Origin of the sequence: Collinsella sp. LCP19S3_D3, assembly GCF_052121455.1 — a bacterium.
Classification (GTDB): domain Bacteria; phylum Actinomycetota; class Coriobacteriia; order Coriobacteriales; family Coriobacteriaceae; genus Collinsella.
In genome coordinates, this window is the sequence record NZ_JBQKEF010000004.1 from 74,851 (window position 1) to 92,519 (window position 17,669).

At 57.5% G+C, this 17,669-nt stretch carries 14 protein-coding genes and 1 CRISPR repeat array (1 of these 15 running past the window's edge); of the genes, 12 read left to right on the forward strand and 2 right to left on the reverse strand.

Annotated elements, in window-relative coordinates:
- Nucleotides 1–32: 32 nt before the first annotated feature.
- Together ACTQXM_RS02700 and ACTQXM_RS02705 are read left to right on the forward strand one after the other, a co-directional pair.
- Entirely contained in the window at nucleotides 33–1,700 is a 1,668-nt protein-coding gene (locus ACTQXM_RS02700; RefSeq protein ID WP_427717820.1) for a formate--tetrahydrofolate ligase, read from the forward strand.
- Between the two features lie 122 nt (nucleotides 1,701–1,822).
- Nucleotides 1,823–2,326, forward strand: a complete 504-nt coding sequence (locus ACTQXM_RS02705) for a hypothetical protein (RefSeq protein ID WP_441537133.1) — start codon at nucleotides 1,823–1,825, stop codon at nucleotides 2,324–2,326.
- A 333-nt stretch (nucleotides 2,327–2,659) separates the two neighbouring features.
- On the opposite strand, the gene ACTQXM_RS02710 is transcribed toward ACTQXM_RS02705, so the two are convergent.
- Complete coding sequence (locus tag ACTQXM_RS02710) at nucleotides 2,660–2,896, reverse strand: hypothetical protein (RefSeq protein WP_035137347.1); 237 nt, start codon at nucleotides 2,894–2,896, stop codon at nucleotides 2,660–2,662.
- A 138-nt stretch (nucleotides 2,897–3,034) separates the two neighbouring features.
- On the opposite strand from ACTQXM_RS02710, the gene ACTQXM_RS02715 reads away from it, so the two are divergent.
- Nucleotides 3,035–4,015, forward strand: coding sequence for a hypothetical protein (locus ACTQXM_RS02715; protein WP_441537132.1), 981 nt, complete (start codon nucleotides 3,035–3,037; stop codon nucleotides 4,013–4,015).
- 18 nt (nucleotides 4,016–4,033) lie between these two features.
- On the opposite strand, the gene ACTQXM_RS02720 is transcribed toward ACTQXM_RS02715, so the two are convergent.
- On the reverse strand, nucleotides 4,034–5,215 hold the full coding sequence (locus tag ACTQXM_RS02720) for a cation diffusion facilitator family transporter (protein ID WP_441537131.1): 1,182 nt from the start codon (nucleotides 5,213–5,215) through the stop codon (nucleotides 4,034–4,036).
- Nucleotides 5,216–5,433: 218 nt separating this feature from the next.
- On the opposite strand from ACTQXM_RS02720, the gene ACTQXM_RS02725 reads away from it, so the two are divergent.
- The 9 genes from ACTQXM_RS02725 to cas2e all read left to right on the forward strand — a co-directional run bounded on the left by ACTQXM_RS02725 (nucleotide 5,434) and on the right by cas2e (nucleotide 16,866).
- Nucleotides 5,434–6,771, forward strand: a complete 1,338-nt coding sequence (locus ACTQXM_RS02725; protein ID WP_441537130.1) for a hypothetical protein — start codon at nucleotides 5,434–5,436, stop codon at nucleotides 6,769–6,771.
- 251 nt (nucleotides 6,772–7,022) lie between these two features.
- The gene (gene cas3, locus ACTQXM_RS02730; RefSeq protein WP_441537129.1) at nucleotides 7,023–9,968 is read left to right on the forward strand and encodes a CRISPR-associated helicase Cas3'; all 2,946 of its coding nucleotides are present in this window, start codon (nucleotides 7,023–7,025) and stop codon (nucleotides 9,966–9,968) included.
- The gene (casA, locus tag ACTQXM_RS02735; protein WP_441537128.1) at nucleotides 9,965–11,623 is read left to right on the forward strand and encodes a type I-E CRISPR-associated protein Cse1/CasA; all 1,659 of its coding nucleotides are present in this window, start codon (nucleotides 9,965–9,967) and stop codon (nucleotides 11,621–11,623) included. The genes cas3 and casA overlap by 4 nt, the downstream gene beginning before the upstream one ends.
- A gap of 2 nt (nucleotides 11,624–11,625) precedes the next feature.
- Nucleotides 11,626–12,270 carry a type I-E CRISPR-associated protein Cse2/CasB gene (gene casB / locus ACTQXM_RS02740; RefSeq protein ID WP_441537127.1) on the forward strand — a complete coding sequence of 215 codons (645 nt, stop codon included), beginning with the start codon at nucleotides 11,626–11,628 and terminating at the stop codon, nucleotides 12,268–12,270.
- A gap of 32 nt (nucleotides 12,271–12,302) precedes the next feature.
- Complete coding sequence (cas7e, locus tag ACTQXM_RS02745) at nucleotides 12,303–13,448, forward strand: type I-E CRISPR-associated protein Cas7/Cse4/CasC (RefSeq protein WP_441537126.1); 1,146 nt, start codon at nucleotides 12,303–12,305, stop codon at nucleotides 13,446–13,448.
- A 2-nt stretch (nucleotides 13,449–13,450) separates the two neighbouring features.
- Nucleotides 13,451–14,206 (forward strand): type I-E CRISPR-associated protein Cas5/CasD, encoded by a 756-nt coding sequence (cas5e, locus tag ACTQXM_RS02750; protein WP_441537125.1) that lies wholly within the window; start codon nucleotides 13,451–13,453, stop codon nucleotides 14,204–14,206.
- Nucleotides 14,207–14,209: 3 nt separating this feature from the next.
- Nucleotides 14,210–14,971, forward strand: a complete 762-nt coding sequence (cas6e, locus tag ACTQXM_RS02755; protein WP_441537124.1) for a type I-E CRISPR-associated protein Cas6/Cse3/CasE — start codon at nucleotides 14,210–14,212, stop codon at nucleotides 14,969–14,971.
- Between the two features lie 5 nt (nucleotides 14,972–14,976).
- Nucleotides 14,977–15,969 carry a type I-E CRISPR-associated endonuclease Cas1e gene (gene cas1e, locus ACTQXM_RS02760; protein WP_427795739.1) on the forward strand — a complete coding sequence of 331 codons (993 nt, stop codon included), beginning with the start codon at nucleotides 14,977–14,979 and terminating at the stop codon, nucleotides 15,967–15,969.
- A 3-nt stretch (nucleotides 15,970–15,972) separates the two neighbouring features.
- On the forward strand, nucleotides 15,973–16,866 hold the full coding sequence (gene cas2e, locus ACTQXM_RS02765; protein WP_441547599.1) for a type I-E CRISPR-associated endoribonuclease Cas2e: 894 nt from the start codon (nucleotides 15,973–15,975) through the stop codon (nucleotides 16,864–16,866).
- A 26-nt stretch (nucleotides 16,867–16,892) separates the two neighbouring features.
- A CRISPR array of direct repeats spans nucleotides 16,893–17,669; the repeat unit is 29 nt; unit sequence CTGCTCCCCGCACACGCGGGGATGATCCC; it runs 4,683 nt beyond the window's last position.

Genomic DNA, 17,669 nt, shown 5'->3' on the forward strand with positions numbered 1-17,669 from the left:
CTTTTTCTCATCCGGTAACGAAAGGACCGCCCATGCCTACTGACATCGAAATCGCACGTTCTGTTACGCCGCTGCCTATTACCGAGGTGGCCAAGAACGCCGGCGTCGACGTTAAGCACCTGATTCCGTACGGCTTCGACAAGGCAAAGGTCGACTATTCTCTGCTCAACGAGCCAACTGATCACCAGGCCAAGCTTGTCCTTGTGACCGCTATTAATCCCACGCCTGCGGGCGAGGGCAAGACCACCACGACCATCGGTCTGGCCGACGGTCTGCGTCGTCGCGGCGTCAAGAGCGCCGTTGCCCTGCGCGAGCCTTCGCTCGGTCCCGTCTTTGGCGTCAAGGGCGGTGCCGCCGGCGGCGGCTGGGCCCAGGTCATCCCCATGGAGGACATCAACCTGCACTTTACCGGTGACTTCCATGCTATCGGTGCCGCCAACAACCTGCTGGCAGCCATGCTCGACAACCATATTCAGCAGGGCAACCAGCTCGGCATCGATGTTAAGCGCATCACCTGGAAGCGTGTCGTCGACATGAACGACCGTCAACTGCGCCATGTTATCGATGGCATTGGCGGCAAGGCCCAGGGCGTGCCGCGCGAGGACGGCTTCGATATCACCGTTGCCTCCGAGGTCATGGCAATCCTGTGCCTGTCCACGAGTATCAACGATCTTAAGGAGCGCTTGGGCGAGATCGTCGTCGGCTACAGCTATGCCGGCGAGCCCGTCCGCGCCCGCGACCTTAAGGCCCAGGGCGCCATGGCCGCGCTGCTTAAGGATGCGCTCAAGCCCAACCTGGTGCAGACGCTCGAGGGCACGCCCGCGTTTGTCCACGGCGGCCCCTTCGCCAATATCGCCCACGGCTGCAACTCCATCATGGCCACCCGCATGGCCATGCGTTTTGGCGATGTTGCGATTACCGAGGCCGGCTTTGGCGCCGACCTTGGTGCCGAGAAGTTCCTGGACATCAAGTGCCGCATGACGGGCGTTCGTCCCAGCGCCGTCGTGGTCGTCGCCACTGCCCGCGCGCTTAAGTACAACGGCGGCGTTGCCAAGGCCGACCTCAACGACGAGAACCTCGAGGCCCTTAAGGCCGGTATGCCCAACCTGCTGCGCCACGTCGACAACATCCAGAACGTCTATGGTCTTCCCTGCGTGGTCGCCATCAACCGCTTCCCGACGGACACCGAGGCCGAACTTGCGCTCATCGAGTCCGAGTGCCAGAAGCTCGGCGTCAACGTTAAGCTGTCCGAGGTTTGGGCTAAGGGCGGCGAGGGTGCGCTCGACCTGGCTGATGAGGTCATGCGCCTGATTGAGCAGCCGAGCGAGCTCAAGTTTGCCTACGAGGACGGTGCCGATGTGGCCGACGCCCTGGAGGCCGTTGCCACCAAGGTCTACCGCGCCGATGGCGTCGACTTTACGCCGGCTGCCAAGCGCCAGCTCGCCGAGCTGCGCGAGAACGGCTTTGGTAACCTGCCGGTGTGCGTCGCCAAGACCCAGTACAGCTTTAGCGATAACGCCAAGGCTCTGGGCGCGCCCGAGAACTTCCGCATCACCGTGCGCGAGCTCAAGGTTTCCGCCGGCGCCCACTTTGTGGTCGCGCTGACCGGCAGCGTTCTGACCATGCCGGGCCTACCCAAGGTTCCCGCGGCCGAGAACATCGACGTCGACAACGACGGCAACATCACCGGCCTGTTCTAAGCCTGCCGCCCATAGCCGCTTGCCCGCCCCGCCGCGCCTACCAAGGCCCGGTGGGGCTTTTTGATCCCTTGGGGACGGAAGGATTACGGATCATTTTGTGGCTGTTGGGTCAATGAGGTGAAGTGTCCGAGCTGAGCGCCGTGCTTACCAGCACCGAGGAGAGCGTAGCCAGCAACATCGCAACGGTGGCCACGACGCTGGAGCAGCTGAAGTCGAAGGACGATGACAGTGCGCAGGTGGGCTACGAAGCCGTCTCTGCTACGCAGGATGTCGACTTTACGGCTGCGGTTGGCGAAGGCCCGCTGGACCCGTCCCCCGATGACACGTGCCAGATTTCGGCTGCGTGGACCTATCCTCAGGTAAAAGGCCAGGGTATAGGTGTCGCCAAGTTCAACAAGGATATGGTCCAGCTCGTTGCGGACACGCTCGATGCGAGCAAGCAGGCCTCGATGGATGACGAGGACAGCCGCGTGACCATGATGTATACCGCCGAGATCGTCTCGATTGACGGCGATATCGCCTGCGTGCGTACCTACACCGATAGCTACATTCCTCCGTATCGTTCGGAACAGGTGACGAGGTCGGCGTACTACAAGATTCGAGCTATTTCAACGGCCAGGATGTGACGCCCGAGTATCCTTGCGCCACGCATGTGCCCAACGAGTAGGGCAAAACAACAGGGAGTGAACTGAACAGTCCCCGGTGACGCAAAACGCAGCGCCGCCGGGGACTTTTTGATGCAAATTGGCTCCGAGACAAGCTGTCTGGGCCAGCCGCGCCACGAAAAGCGCCCATCTACTACGTTTGCCAGGGTTGGACCGACCATGAATCGTTTTTTTAACAATGCGGCAAGACGTTTACCTGCGGTTTTGTTAACACAAATATGGATATGGTTGGTACCCTTGGGTTAAACGTAGTAGATGGGCGCATTTTATGGTTCACAGCCCAAGAAGAGGTCGTTAGCCGCGCTGGAGGCCGAAGAGTTTGGCGTTGCGCTCGGCGACCATCATGTTGATATCGGCGATTTCCATCTCGCCGTCAATGTAGGGCTGGTAGGTACCGTACGGGTCGCCGGCTCCCAAGCTGCAGCTTCCGCAGTTGTCGCAGCTGCCGTTGCCGCAGCCCGCGAGCGCTAGCTTGATGATCTCCTCACGCTCGGCACGCGTCGTGTCCTTGATGAGCTTGCTTTTTGCCATGACATATCCTCGATTCGCTTGTGACTGTCGGCCGCGCATGTCTTGTAGATACCGGCGGGCTTTGTCCATCATAGGCTTTTGCGCGGGTAGAATGCATGGATATCTTGATGCTTACGGGCGACGGAAAGGAAACGTTGCATGGACCAGGACAAGACGACTGTGATGAGCGGATATGGCTCCGCACAGGCCGGCGGTAGCGCCGACACGACCCGTATCGTGCCGAATCCCGGCAATGCTGTCCCCGATGCGACACAGATGTCTGCCGAACCCACACGAGTTATGGGCTATGGCGATACACCACGGGATCCGTTTGATTATGCACCGCAGGACTCGTATGGCAACGCGACGCCGGACCCGTATGGCAATGCGGCGGCAGATGCCTATAACAACCTGCCGCAAAATCCCATTCCGCAGCCCCAGCAGACGACGTATATGCCGCGCACGGCACAGCCGCGCTACGAGTCGCACGACCGATACGCGCGCGAGCCGTATCGTGAGTATCCCAAGTCCATCCCCCAGTATGGCGAGGACGAGGAGAAGAAGCCTTCGCGTTCGTCGAGCGTGATCAAGAAGATTCTTATCGTGCTGGCGATTTTCTTTGCCTTGTCGGTTGTGTTTGCCATCGTGTCGGGCATGCTCAACAAGCGGGGCGCCACGACTGATACCACGGCCGAGCAGACCGAGACTGCCCAGTCCGGCACCGTCGACCTGAGCGATATCCCGGGTCAGTACTGGTCAAACGCCAAGAAGCTCCTCAAGTCGCGCGGGGCCGACCTTTCGAATGCCGTGATTCTGACCGACGACGGCTCGACGCCCGTCGTCGATGCCAACTGGGTCGTCACATCTGCCTACTATAACGACAACGGCAACCTTGAGATTCAGCTCACGCGCAAGGACGGCTCGTCGGGCAATGCGTCCAGTGATCAAGGCACCACGGACAGCTCGAGCTCCAACACGCTGGAGGACCTGAGCAACAAGGCGCAGGAGCTTGGGGATAAGGCCCAAGAGCTGGGCGACACAGCCCAGAACCTCGGTGATACTGCACAGAACCTGGGTGATATGGCAACGAACGCCTGGGATGCCCTGCAAAATGGCATTTCGGGCGCGCAGGGAAACTAGCGGTCGAGCGGAGCGGGGCTACAACTGCTCGGCCGGACGGTCGGGCGAGCTAAAACCCGAGTCAAACGTGACAACGCATGATGCATCGGGCCTGCGCTCGTGCACGATATGCGTTACGCGCTCCAACAGCTCGTCGTCGGAGATGCGAAAGCCGTCGGGACGCACCAGGTCAAATGACACAAAGCCATCGTGCTCGTGCAGGTCATGGATGGAGAGCGCGGGATCGATCTGCATGACGCCACGCTTGACCCAGCTGCGCAGGTCGTCGCCGGTGGTGGCGATGGGGTCGCAGTGCAGCGTGATGTCGATGCCCATCTGGCGTTTAATATCGTGTTCGATGGTGTCCAGGATCTCGTGGTGCTCAAAGGCATCGCCCTCGCCGGGCATTTCCACGTGTGCGCTGGCAAACTGACGGCCGGGGCCGTAGTCGTGCACCATGAGGTCGTGTGTGCCCAAGACCTGGGGGTACGACATGATCCTGTCGCGGATTTCCTGGACGAGCTTGGGGTCGGGCGCTTGTCCCAACAGCGGGCTGATGGCGTCGCGCACCAGGCCCATGCCGCTGATGCAGATGAAGATGCCCACACCCAGGCCTGCCCAGCCATCGAGGTCAAAGCCGGTCGTCTGCGAAATAAGCGCCGCCGCCAAGACCGAGCCCGAGGCGATGACGTCGTTTTTGGAGTCCTGCGCCGTGGCGATGAGCGTCTCCGAGTCGATGCGGTCGCCCAGCGCGCGGTTGAATGCAGCCATCCATAATTTGACGAGCATGGACAAGACGAGGGCGGCTAGGGAGACCAGCGTGTAGGCGGTGGGGGAGGGCTTGATGATCTTGGTAATGGACTCGAGCACCAGGTTGATGCCGACGGCACAAACGAGGACGGCGACAAACAAGCCGGCGAGATATTCGTAACGGCCGTGGCCATAGGGGTGGCCTTCGTCTGCCGGGCGGCTGGCAAGGCGGAACCCGAGCAAGCTCACAATGTTGCTCGAGGCGTCGGAGAGGTTGTTAAAGGCATCGGCGACAAGCGAGACAGAGCCGGCGAGCAGACCCGCGATGCCCTTGGCCAGGCACAGGGTAATGTTGAGGCCAATGCAGATGAGGCTTGCGGCAAAGCCCGCGTTAGTGCGACATGATGCATCGACCGGCTCGCCCTCGCTGCCAGGAACAAGTGTATGTACCAGCCGATTTACAAATAGCATGGCGTACCTCCTCGCATCCTCGTTTAAGGGGATAGTGTAGCTCGCATAGGCGCGCCGTGCGCCGATGCTCAGAAAATGCAGCAATGGTCTGCTGGAGCTAACGAGCGGGGCTTCTTGTCCGATCGGGTGTTCCATTTTGGGCCACATGGGTATGGGCTTGTGCCTGCCTGCCCGACATACTTAATGTCGACAGCCCCTGCGTAAAGGAGGACGTATCCATGGACGAGATGTTTGCCATCAAATGCCAAAACTGCGGCGGCCCCATGTACTCACACCAGGCTCAACGCAGCTTTGAGTGTGCCTATTGCGGCACAGTCGTTCCGTGGCAGGCCGATGCGGGGGAGCCCAAGAGCGCCCTGGGCATTCGCCATGCGCCGCTGACGGTTGTCGATGGGTTGCTTAAGCTCACCCATGTGTCGCAGCTCGAGCGCCCGGTGGACCCCGACTGGTATTTCTTTCATGCGCACTGGCGCAACCAGTCGGTTCTGGAGCATCTACTGTGGGAGGACCGCGGCACGGCGCAGGAGTTCCAGGAGGCCGCGCATGTGAGCATCCCGTGCCCCTTCTGTGGCGCATCCTTCGAAGGCGAGTCGACCCAGCGCGTGTTTGAATGCCCGTCCTGCGGCAATAAGATCGGCGTTGCAGACCTACTCAAGCCCGGTACCTTTAGCAAGCGCCTGACCATGGGCGTTGGTGCGGAGTATGTACCCGAGCAGGGTATTCCCTGCGAAATCTCGCCGCAGCAGGCACGTGCCAACGCGCTGCAGCTGGTGCACCAGTATGCGGAAGCCTTTGCCGGTCACGATGTAGAAGACGCGATCCAAAACGACATGATGCTCTTCTACTTTCCCATGGCGCTCGCGGATTTGCGCATGATGGCGTCCTTCCCGGGCAAGGGGCTGAGCAAGGAGACCTTGGTGTACTACGAGGTGCTCGACTGGGCATATCCGCGGGCAAACTACCTGGACGTTCGTCTTATGGGCATTTTGGAGCCGTGGGACTTTGGCAAGGTGGGGCCGTTCGATCCTGCCATGCAGGAAGGTGACTTTCGCGTTGTTTCCGTCGATGCGTCTACCAAGGACCAGGTGGTCATTGATAAGCTGGCGCTCGACGTTGCCGGCAACGATGCCGAGGCGGTGCTGGGGCTCAATAAAAAGAGTATCCGCACGTGGGCGCGCAAGGCCCGCAAACACAAGGATGGTCTGGTGATGGTGCCGGTCTACTTTGTCGATCGTCCGGCGACGGACAGCCGCGAAGGCGAGCAGGTGCGCATTGCCGTAAACGGCCAGACGGGCCGCGCGGCCGCGGTAGTGTTTAGCGACAAGCGCGAGACACATGTGGTGGCACCGCTCAATCCCAACGTGATGCTGTCGAGCGAAAGCACCGTGCACGCCACGCCCATCGAGGTCAAATACGTTAAATCGCCGTTTCTGTACCAGATCGTGCGCCATGGAGGCGGCGGGCAACCGCGTCAGGTGGCAGCGGCAGTCGAGGGCTCCTACCGAGAGGAGAAGTCCAAACGCCGCGGCCTGCTGGGTGCGCTATTTGGGAAGTAGGGGAGTAGTGCCGGTTGGCGCTGTAACGTGATGACCGGGGGTGCAGGGCGGCTCGCAGGAGTGCGGGCTGCCCCGTTTTTGTGCGGCGACAGGACCCGCAGGCACTCCATTAAACGCTCACGCTCATAGCACGAACGTTGAGCAACATTACGTCTGCCGATAGCTATTAAAAAATGTCCGTATGCGGTAGTAGTCTAATCGTAAGGCGTTTCCAGCCTCTCGGGTTCTAGGAAGAAGCGGATGGGAGAGTAATGCAAAAGACCATGATGGACTCTATTCCCATAAGCTCACGTGCCCGTGCACTATGGGCAAAAACCGGCGGCGCGGAAGAGCGTAACCTGTGGTCGCCTCTTTATGTTCATATGGTTGATTCTGCGGGTGTTGCGCGCAAGCTTTGGAACGAATGGCTGCCGGAATCTGTCAAGTACCAAATCGTGAACGCATTTGGCTGTGACGACTCTGCAACGGCGGCACTCGTTACCTGGCTTGCTGGTATCCACGACATTGGCAAGGCGACGCCAGGCTTCCAGTACAAGGTCTCGGAGCGGGCAGAACTTGTTGAACAAGCGGGGCTTCAGGTTCCGAGCCCCCGCATGATGAACCACCCTCCATCGCATGCCTTCATGAGTGAGGTGATCCTCGAAGATTGGCTCGATGGACGCGGTTGGGACTGCTCGTGGACATTCGGGTGCATTCTGGGAGCGCATCATGGAACCACGCCTTCGTCCGATAGCGTGCTCGACGGCATAACGAGCGCATCGCGTAATTTTCCCAACGAGAACTTGGGTGATGACGATTGGCGTGCCGTCCAAGAGGAGCTTCTTGACTGGATGTTTGAGGAGTCGGGGATGGCGAAGTTCGAGAGTGTCTTTAGCTCGTCACCTGTTCCTCAACCAGAACAAGCACTTGTCTCTGCGCTGGTTATCGTTGCCGATTGGATTGCCTCAAATTCAGATCTGTTCCCTCTTGACTCTTGCATCGGCTCTTATGACGAATTTATCAAGCGCACCGATGCCGCATGGGCTTCGCTGGCGCTGCCCCCGGCGTGGCAGGCGATGCCGGTAAAGGAAGAGGGACAAGAGCTGTTTCATCACCGCTTTATTGGTCTTCCTGAGGATGTGAGCTTGCGTCCAGCGCAGGAGCAGGCGATGCAGGCGGCATCCGACATGGACGGCGCAGGGCTACTCATTATCGAAGCGCCCATGGGCAACGGCAAAACAGAGGCCGCACTGATGTGCTCAGAGATTATGGCTCCGAAAACCGGGGCAGGGGGAATCGCCTATCTTCTACCGACAATGGCAACTTCCAACGCGATGTTCAAGCGCGTTAAAGATTGGCTCGAGTGCGTTCCCGATTCGCGGGGCCGCAGTACGCAGTCGATGCAACTTTTGCATAGCAAGGCGGCTTTGAACCCGGACTACGACAGCCTGCGAAGTTGGGGACGCACTTGGATGGGGGACGACGCGAAAAAGAGCGTTGAGGAAGATGTGACAGCGCACCAGTGGTTTGGCGGAAGGAAGCGTGGTCTTCTGTCGTCATTTGTTGTGGGCACGGTCGACCAGCTGCTTATGGCGGCGCTTAAGGCGCGCCATGTGCAGCTTAGGCACTTGGGCCTTGCCGGCAAGGTTGTCATAATCGATGAGGTTCATGCTTACGATGCCTATATGAATGTCTATCTTGACCGTGTGCTCACGTGGCTTGGCGCTTACGGCGTGCCGACCATACTGCTTTCGGCAACGCTTCCCGCTGAGCGCCGCAACGAGCTCATCCACGCCTATCGGGGTAGGGATAGAAAATCCACTCGTCGCGCATCAAAGCGGAAAGATATTCCGGAAGCTCCTCGTAAAGCATCAGGGTTGCCGTCGTACCCGCTCGTTACAACGGCAACCCGAAATGGAGCGCTGGACGATAGCATGTACCGAGCATGCGATGACCCTTCGATCGGAACAAACGTTATTGTCGAACGATTGGAAGACGACGATGCTGCGCTGGTTGCACAATTGGAGGACTTATTGTCCGATGGTGGTTGCGCATGCGTGTTGCGAGACACGGTTTCCCGTGCCCAAAGCTCCTACGAGCAGTTGAAGACTGCCTTTGGCGATTCGTGCGTAAAGCTCGTCCATTCGCGCTTTATTGCCGTCGACCGAATGGAAAATGATGCGGAACTGCTGCGACTGCTTGGTCCCGACTCTGCCGACAGGCCCAGTAAACTCATCGTAGTGGGTACGCAGGTGATCGAGCAATCCCTCGACATTGATTTCGACGTAATGATCACCGATGTAGCCCCTATCGACCTTTTGCTGCAGCGAATGGGACGCCTACACCGCCATGAACGCGGGGAAAATCAGGGACAGCGTCCGGAGAAGCTCAGGCAAGCACGTTGCTTTATCACGGGCATCGAGGACTGGGCGACTGCTCCGCCTAAGGTGAATGGGGGTATAGAGAAGGTCTATCACCCTGCGATGCTTTTGCGCAGCTTGCTTTCGCTGAGGGCAAAGAGTACCGATGGAGGGACGGCTATGGTCAATCTGCCTCACGATATTGCTGGCCTTGTCGAGCGGACGTATTCACGAAGCATTGCGGCGGAAGAGTTATGCGATGCGGGCGCAGCACCGGAATGGGTTCATGCTTTGCAAAGCGCAGAAAAAGAGCTGGAGAAGACAAAAGAGAACAAGCAGCTCAAGGCAAATGCCTGGCTTCTGAGCAAGCCACAGAAGGGGACGCAAAGTCTTATTGGCTGGCTGAATGAAACCTTCTCGCTTGCAGACGAGACAAAAGCACGCGCTGCCGTTCGCGATTCTGGTGACACGGTTGAGGTTATTGCGGTCCAAGTAGGCAACGACGGTTTCACGCTGCTTCCCTGGGTCACCGACATAAAGGGGAGCCGTCCGTGTCAGGGCTATTTAGGGGATGGAAGGGAAGCGCCTGACGATGAGGTTGCCCGCCTTGCGGCGAGTTGTACCGTGAGCCTGCCATTCTGGCTATCGTCTGAGCAGGTAATTGATGCCCTGGAGACAAAATCTCAGGCGCTCAGATGGCAAGAGTCAAGATGGCTTCAAGGTCAACTGGTCTTGGCGTTTGATTCAAACCTAGATACGGTAATAGAAACGAAAGATGCTATCTATCGCATGCACTATTCGCGTAAGGCCGGGCTTGAACTTGTTGAAACAGTGAGGAAGAAAGGAGATGCGCAATGAGCCAGAATGTGAGTTTTAACCTCGTGGACGAACCATGGATCTGCGTTCGCGATTTGGGCGGGGCGACGCGCGAGGTATCACTGCTCGAGCTATTTGAGCAAGCGTCAAGCATCAAGTGCTTGGCTAACGATCTACCCACACAGGATTTTGCGATTCTGCGCGTTTTACTGGCAGTGCTGCAAAGGGCAATTTCTCCGATGCTCGACGATGACGACGTTCCAGCGGAGGTTTGGGGGCGCCTATGGCGTGCGCACGAACTGCCCATCGACCAGATTCACAAATACCTCGACGAGTGGCACCATCGTTTCGATCTGTTTGACGAGGAACAACCTTTTATGCAGGTCGCTGGTCTGCATACGGCAAAGAACGAGTTCTCTGAAATAAGAAAGGTGATCGCTGACATACCGGATGGGGATACGCTCTTTTCGCTTCGATCAGGTGAGGGGGCGGATCGTCTGACTTTCTCGGAATCCGCGCGCTGGCTTATTCACGTTCACGCTTTTGATACTGCTGGCATTAAAAGCGGAACGGTTGGCGATGCACGCGTTAAGAAGGGGAAGAGCTATCCAATTGGTACCGGATGGTCGGGCTGTTTAGGAGGGTTGTGTTTTGAGGGCCCTTCGCTTAAAGAAACCCTCTTGCTTAATTCTATTCTGTGTGGCGATGAGATAAACGAGCTGTTTTCGGACGATGACTTGCCCTGTTGGGAGAAGTCGACGGCGCCCGCCGGAGTCGATGACCTTGCTCCGACTGGTAGGCTTGATCTATACACTTGGCAAGCTCGAAGAGTTCGTTTGATTCCTGAGAGCGGCTACGTGGTTGCCGTGGTTTTGACGAACGGCGACAAGCTTGCGCAGATTAACCGTCAGGGCTGTGAACCCATGACGGCATGGAGGCGTAGTCCGAACCAGGAAAGACAGTTGAAATTGCCTCTCGTTTACCTGCCCAAGACGCATCAGCCCAGAAGAGCCCTCTGGCGAGGTCTCGATTCCGTGTTTGGCGTCAGTTCGCCAGAAGCGGACTCAACCGTTCTTGGGTCCGGGCTGAAAGGTTGGGTTTCCTATCTTGCGAGCAGAGATTCGGGATGTCAGCTCGATAATGCGCTTATTCAAGTCCACGCGATTGGAATGGAATATGGTACACAAAACTCAGTCGTTTCCAATGTCATCAATGACACGGTTGAGCTGAGTGCATTTCTCCTGTCAAGCGAAGGGAAAGACTTGGCTGCTCTTGCCAAAAGCCTTGCTTCTTCAACGTCGGACGCGGTTTTTGCCTTGGGTACCCTTGCCGCAAACCTCTGTGTAGCGTCTGGTGGAAATGGGGCAGATGAGCTTAAGGGCGCGAAAGAGAAAGCGGAGACGCGTACTTTCTTCGAGATTGATATGCCGTTTCGCCAGTGGCTCGCCGGTCTTAACGAGAGCAGCAACGCGGTAGCCGAGCGGATGCGGTGGCACTGCACGGCCCGCGCGATTATCGAAGTAAACGCAAGGGCCCTTCTTCGCGAGGCTGGCCCAGAGGCAATCGTTGGAGCTCCTATGAAAACAGGCAAGATAAACGGGTGGATGACGGCACCGCGAGCCAAGGCGATGCTCGACACTGCCCTAAAAAAGTATCTGCCTCTTGAAGAAGACGAACCAAGAGATAAGGAGGTTTAGATATGACGGACAACAGCGCGCAAAAGTCAGAGCAGCTTATGCTCACATTCGTGCACGGGCGCATATGCTCTATCCAAAACGACTATCTGTCTGCCAGCGGAAAACCACGAGGAGCACGAAAGCTGGCAACATTGCGCCATGCGCTTCTTATGCCCATGGGCTCAAATGCAGATGCATGGCCGCTTGAGTTCGAGGGCCTTCCTGCCGAGCTTGTGGGGAGAGGCACCGAACCATCGTGGGCCGAGACGGCGGTACATGCCGCGCTCACGCTCTATGCGGTCCATCAACAGGGCAAAACCAAGGCAATGTATGTGCCTGGTGGTGAGCATTCGTTTGGCGCGGCCCTGCGGCAACTCGTGAGCGGCCATAAAGAGCGTTTCTCGAATCTCGAAGAGGGTGAAATGCCTCGAAGGTTTAGGGCTTTTATAACGGCCGATTGCATGGAAGAGACGCTTCACTATGCAAGGCAGCTTGTGCAACAGCTGCGAGCTGCCGAGATTCCCGTTGATTACGCGCGTTTTGCAGCACAGCTATACAAGCTGCAAAGCCCCTATACAGCAGATAAGGTGCGCCTTGCGTGGGGGCGTGAATATAGCCGAATGCCAAAGGCCGAGTCCGGCATCGATGCCAGCCCTTCAGAAGAATAGTTGATGAGGAAATCAACAAGAAAGGACCTACAATGAAAAAGCCCCAGTTCATCGATATCCATATCCTTCAGACTGTCCCCCCGAGCAACATCAATCGAGATGACACGGGTAGTCCAAAAACGGCATATTTCGGCGGAGTCAAGCGCTCAAGGGTTTCAAGCCAAGCGTGGAAGAAGGCCACGCGCGATAGTTTCTCCGATCTGTTGGATGAGTTCGGTCTTGGTTGGCGTACGAAGCGCGCAGCAAGCTTGATCGCGGAAGCCGTGGCCGCTATTTTGCCGGAAATTGAGGACGATCAGGCCGAAGTTGTTGCCGAGAAGGCCTTGGCGGCAACGGGCGTCAAAGTCAAAGGCGGCGAAACGGGCTACTTATTGTTTCTTTCTACAGCACAGATTAAAGCCCTTGCATCGTTGGCGGCGCAGGCCTTTGAAGCGGGCGGGGCTGTCGACAAGAAACTCGCTAAGGAAATTCTTGACATCAAGAAGAAGCCGACGCTTAACAGCATCGATGTGGCGATGTTCGGGCGTATGGTGGCGGATGCTCCTGATTTGAACGTCGACGCCTCCGTTCAGGTCGCCCATGCCATTGGCATTGGGAAGATGAATCCAGAGTTCGATTACTTCACCGCTCTTGACGATTGCTCTCCCGAAGATAATGCCGGCGCAGCAATGATTGAGACAACGGAGTTCACATCATCGACAATGTATCGCTATGCAACTATTGATGTGCTGCACCTTTGCGAAAACCTTGGTTCGGCTGCGGTTGCTTGCCGCGGCATCGAGGCGTTTTTGAAGGCATTCATCACTTCCATGCCCACGGGAAAGCAGAATTCGTTTGCAAACCGCACGCTCCCCGGAGCGGTTGTCCTTCAACTGAGGGATACGCAACCAGTGAGCTTGGTGAATGCCTTTGAAAAACCTGTTGAGGCATCGCATGGGAAAAGCCAGATTGAAATTGGCTGTGAGCGTTTGGCCAAGCAGGAAGAGGCGGTTGACAAGGCGTTTGGAACGACCCCGCAAAAGACGTTCGTTATAACTGCATCTCCGGATGCGCAGTCTCTTCCCGGTGCCATGGGTGTCGAAGGGGCATGTAGTCTTGACGCCGCAATTGCGCAAATCTCGCAAGCGTGCGCTGCTTATCTTGCCGAAAACGGCTACCAAACCGAAGAGGTGGACTAGCCATGGCGGTCCTGCTGCTCAAATTGGCGGGTCCGCTGCAATCGTGGGGGTCTTCGAGTAGGTTCGCTGAGCGCGGAACAGAGCACGAGCCGACGAAGAGCGGCGTTGTAGGTCTGCTTGCCGCAGCCTTGGGTCGTTACCGAACAGATCCCGTTGATGACCTTGCGGCACTACGCTTTGGCGTGCGTATCGATCAGCCAGGAACGTTTCTAAGTGACTTTCAAACCGAGCACAAACGAAAGTGGGACTCGCAGAGCGCTCGATGGGTGTCGGGCGATGCCCTGCCTTTAACTCGTCGGCATTATCTGGCCGATGCTGTGTTTGTTGCGGCATTTGAGGGCGATGGAGAGCTCTTGCAAAGGTGCGCCGAGGCGCTTGACGCACCGGCGTTTCCCCTGTTTCTAGGTCGCCGTTCCTGTCCACCCGCGTGCAGGGTGCATATTGGGCTGTTTGAGGATGTGACGTTACTCCAAGCTTTGCGCAATCACCCCTGGGAAGCAAGCGAGAGATATCAGGGCAACTGGAAGTTTCATGGCAAGGAAAGCGTTGACCTGGAGATTCTCTACGATAAGCAGGGTTCTGACGAAGGCGAGGGCTACGATGTTTCGCTGCGCGACGTGCCCATCAGCTTTTCGCAGGAGCATCGCCAATACAGCTTTCGTACTGTTGCCCATACAACAGCAACGGTTAGGAACCCGAAATATGTTGGCGCGCAGGCCGACCATGATCCTTGGTCTGCTCTAGGAAAGGAGGTATAGCCGATGTTCTTTACCCAGTTTCCCATCAATATGACGCGGAGGGAGTCGTGTGCGATGCTTGCCTCGCCCTATCGCATGCATGCGGCGATTGCAGGCAGCTTCCCCTTTTCTCAGACGAGCGGGGACGGCCGCGTGCTTTGGCGCGTGGATAGAATGCCTGATGGGGGTTCTCGCCTTTATATCGTGAGTCCCGGCAAGCCGAGCTTGGTAGGGCTTGATGAACAAATTGGGTGGCCCGACTGCGAACCGCAGTGGGGCACGCGCGGATACGATCCGTTTTTGGGGCGCATCTCGAACGGACAGACCTATTCGTTTCGCTTGGTAGCGAATCCGTCGCTCAACAGAAGCACGCGTGGCGGCAAAAGCGACCTGCTAAACAGCGAGGGCGAACCTAAGAGAAATAGAATTGGCCACCTGACCATTCTGGAGCAAACTGCCTGGCTCGTTGGAGCTCAAGCATATAAGGGCGCCGACAAGGAAGTGCCAAGCATTTTTGCGCCCGAGCGGGGATCACGTGCCCAAAGGAATGGTTTTGAGGTTTTGAGCGACGATGAGGGCTGCCCGAGCTTGATTGTTAGTAATTCCAACAGAATCTCGTTTACCAAGGGTGTCCAAGGAAACAAAGTCACCTTTACGCGCGCCCAGTACGATGGCGTGTTGCGCGTGACCGATGCTGATGCCTTGCGCCATGCGCTTGTGTGTGGCATCGGGCATGCCAAAGGATTCGGATGCGGCCTTCTCACGCTGGTTCCACTGGATAGGTGAGCGGCATGGGTGATAATCCTGGCATGATCAAGCCTGATTTGCGCGCACTGCCCACGATAAAGGAGCGAATGACGTTTCTTTATGTCGAGCGATGTCTTGTGAGCAGGCAAGATAGCGCAGTGAGCATAACCGATGCGCGCGGAACGGCGTATGTCCCCGCGGCTTCTCTTGGGGTGCTTATGCTGGGGCCTGGGACCAATATCTCTCATCGTGCGGTTGAGTTGCTCGGCGATTCGGGGACAAGCGTGATTTGGGTGGGCGAGCACGGCGTTCGCTACTATGCGCACGGCCGCCCGCTCACCCATTCTTCTCGGTTGGTTGTCGCGCAGGCTGAGCTCGTGTCGAACACTCGAAGGCGTCTTGCCGTGGCACGAGCGATGTACGGCATGCGTTTTCCCGGCGAGGATGTATCGAATTACACGATGCAGCAGCTCCGTGGCCGCGAGGGAGCTCGGATTCGAACACTTTATCGGCGGCTGTCGAAGCAATACGACGTCCCATGGGATGGGAGGGAATACAACCCCGATGATTTTCTTGATGCAAGCCCAATCAATCAGGCGCTGTCGGCTGCCCATGCATGCCTTTACGGAGTCGTTCACAGCGTGATTGTGGCGCTGGGGTGCTCTCCGGCATTGGGATTTGTCCACGTTGGCCATGAGCGCTCGTTTGTGTATGACATTGCCGATTTGTATAAAGCAGAGGTGACGATTCCCATCGCTTTCGAAGTGGCTTCCGATCCTCCAGAGGATATCGGGGCGGAAGCGCGTCGGTGCACTCGTGATGCGTTTCTTGACGGGAAGATAATGGAGCGCTGTGCTCGCGATATCAGGGGTCTGCTGTTGGGCGACTTCGAGACAGAGGACGAGCCTGATATCGATACGATGTTCCTCTGGGATGAGAGGCGCCCTGCCGTTGCTTTTGGAGTGTCCTATGGCAAGGAAAACGACGTCCAGGTGGATGCCACCGAAGAGAATAACGGAGTGCTTGTGGAAGGATAACGGGTGATTGTTGTTGTTTTGGAAAAATGTCCCCTTGCACTTCGCGGCGACCTAACGAAATGGTTACAGGAGATTAGCCTAGGCGTGTATGTCGGCAGGGTGAGCGCGCGTGTAAGAGATGAGCTTTGGAGTCGTATTTGCAAAGAATGCAAAACAGGGCGTGCCACGATGGTTTTTTCTGCACGCAACGAGCAACACCTCAACTATCGAGTGCACAACACCGCGTGGGAACCTATCGACTTTGATGGCATCAAGCTAATGATGCGGCCTTCGCCTTCGCGCATGAAGGCCCTTGGCACGAAGAGAGTGGGATGGAGTTACGCGGCGATGCGATCGAAGGCACGTCGCGGGAGCGTGGCAGCCGAAAGGGACGAGCCGCGCGAATACGTTGTACTTGATGTTGAGACCACGGGGCTGGACCCAGACAAAGATGCGATTATCGAGATTGCCGCCATCAAAGTTGAGCAGGGTGTTGAGGAGGGCAGGCTCCATGAGCTTATTCGATACGAGAAAGGCATCCCTAAGAAGATAGTCGAGCTAACAGGCATTACCGATGAGATGCTTGCCGAAAAGGGGATCGAGCTTGAGCGAGCGGTGAGCGGCCTGCTTTCCTTTGTCGGGAGCCGCATAGTGGTTGCGCATAACGCTTCGTTCGATACCGGTTTCGTGCAGGCAGCGTGCGAAGAATGCGACCTAGACGATTTTGACAATGAGTGCATCGACACCATTACACTGGCAAAGAAGAAGATGCCCGATGCGCCGAACTACCGCTTGAAGACCCTGCTCGGCCTTTTGAACCTTGACAATCAAATACCTCATCGTGCCGAGTCTGATTGTGAGGCGACCTTGAGCTTGTTTAGAAAACTGATTAAAATGGGGCCCACATCAAAGGGATAGGGTGTTTTGAGCTGGGATTTTTAAGTCTGCTCCCCGCACACGCGGGGATGATCCCGTGTACGGGAACTGGCCGACCGTACCGAAGGCCTGCTCCCCGCACACGCGGGGATGATCCCGACCGACGTGTCGCTGCCTGCTGACACACCAGCTGCTCCCCGCACACGCGGGGATGATCCTTAGCAAAGGCCATGGTAATCATTGCTGGTATACTGCTCCCCGCACACGCGGGGATGATCCCAACCATCCCGACGTCATCGCCGGATGGAATACCTGCTCCCCGCACACGCGGGGATGATCCCTTGAAGTTGGGCTACGGCGGTACCAAGGAGGACTGCTCCCCGCACACGCGGGGATGATCCCAGGTGACTTCAACGCGTGGGCGCGAGGTTGCGCTGCTCCCCGCACACGCGGGGATGATCCCTTCTTGAATGAGTTCCGCCCACCAGTTATGTCCTGCTCCCCGCACACGCGGGGATGATCCCGTTGCCGTTCGCCTCTGAGAAAACGTAGCCAGCTGCTCCCCGCACACGCGGGGATGATCCCCAAGCCCCCCCAGTATCAAAGTATCAGTATCACTGCTCCCCGCACACGCGGGGATGATCCCGAGAACGTCAGCGACCTGATGGGCAACGAGACCTGCTCCCCGCACACGCGGGGATGATCCCGTTCCCGAGTCGAACGCCCTGCGCTTCCACTCCTGCTCCCCGCACACGCGGGGATGATCCCCAAGCCCCCCCAGTATCAAAGTATCAGTATCACTGCTCCCCGCACACGCGGGGATGATCCCCGAACCACGATAGAGT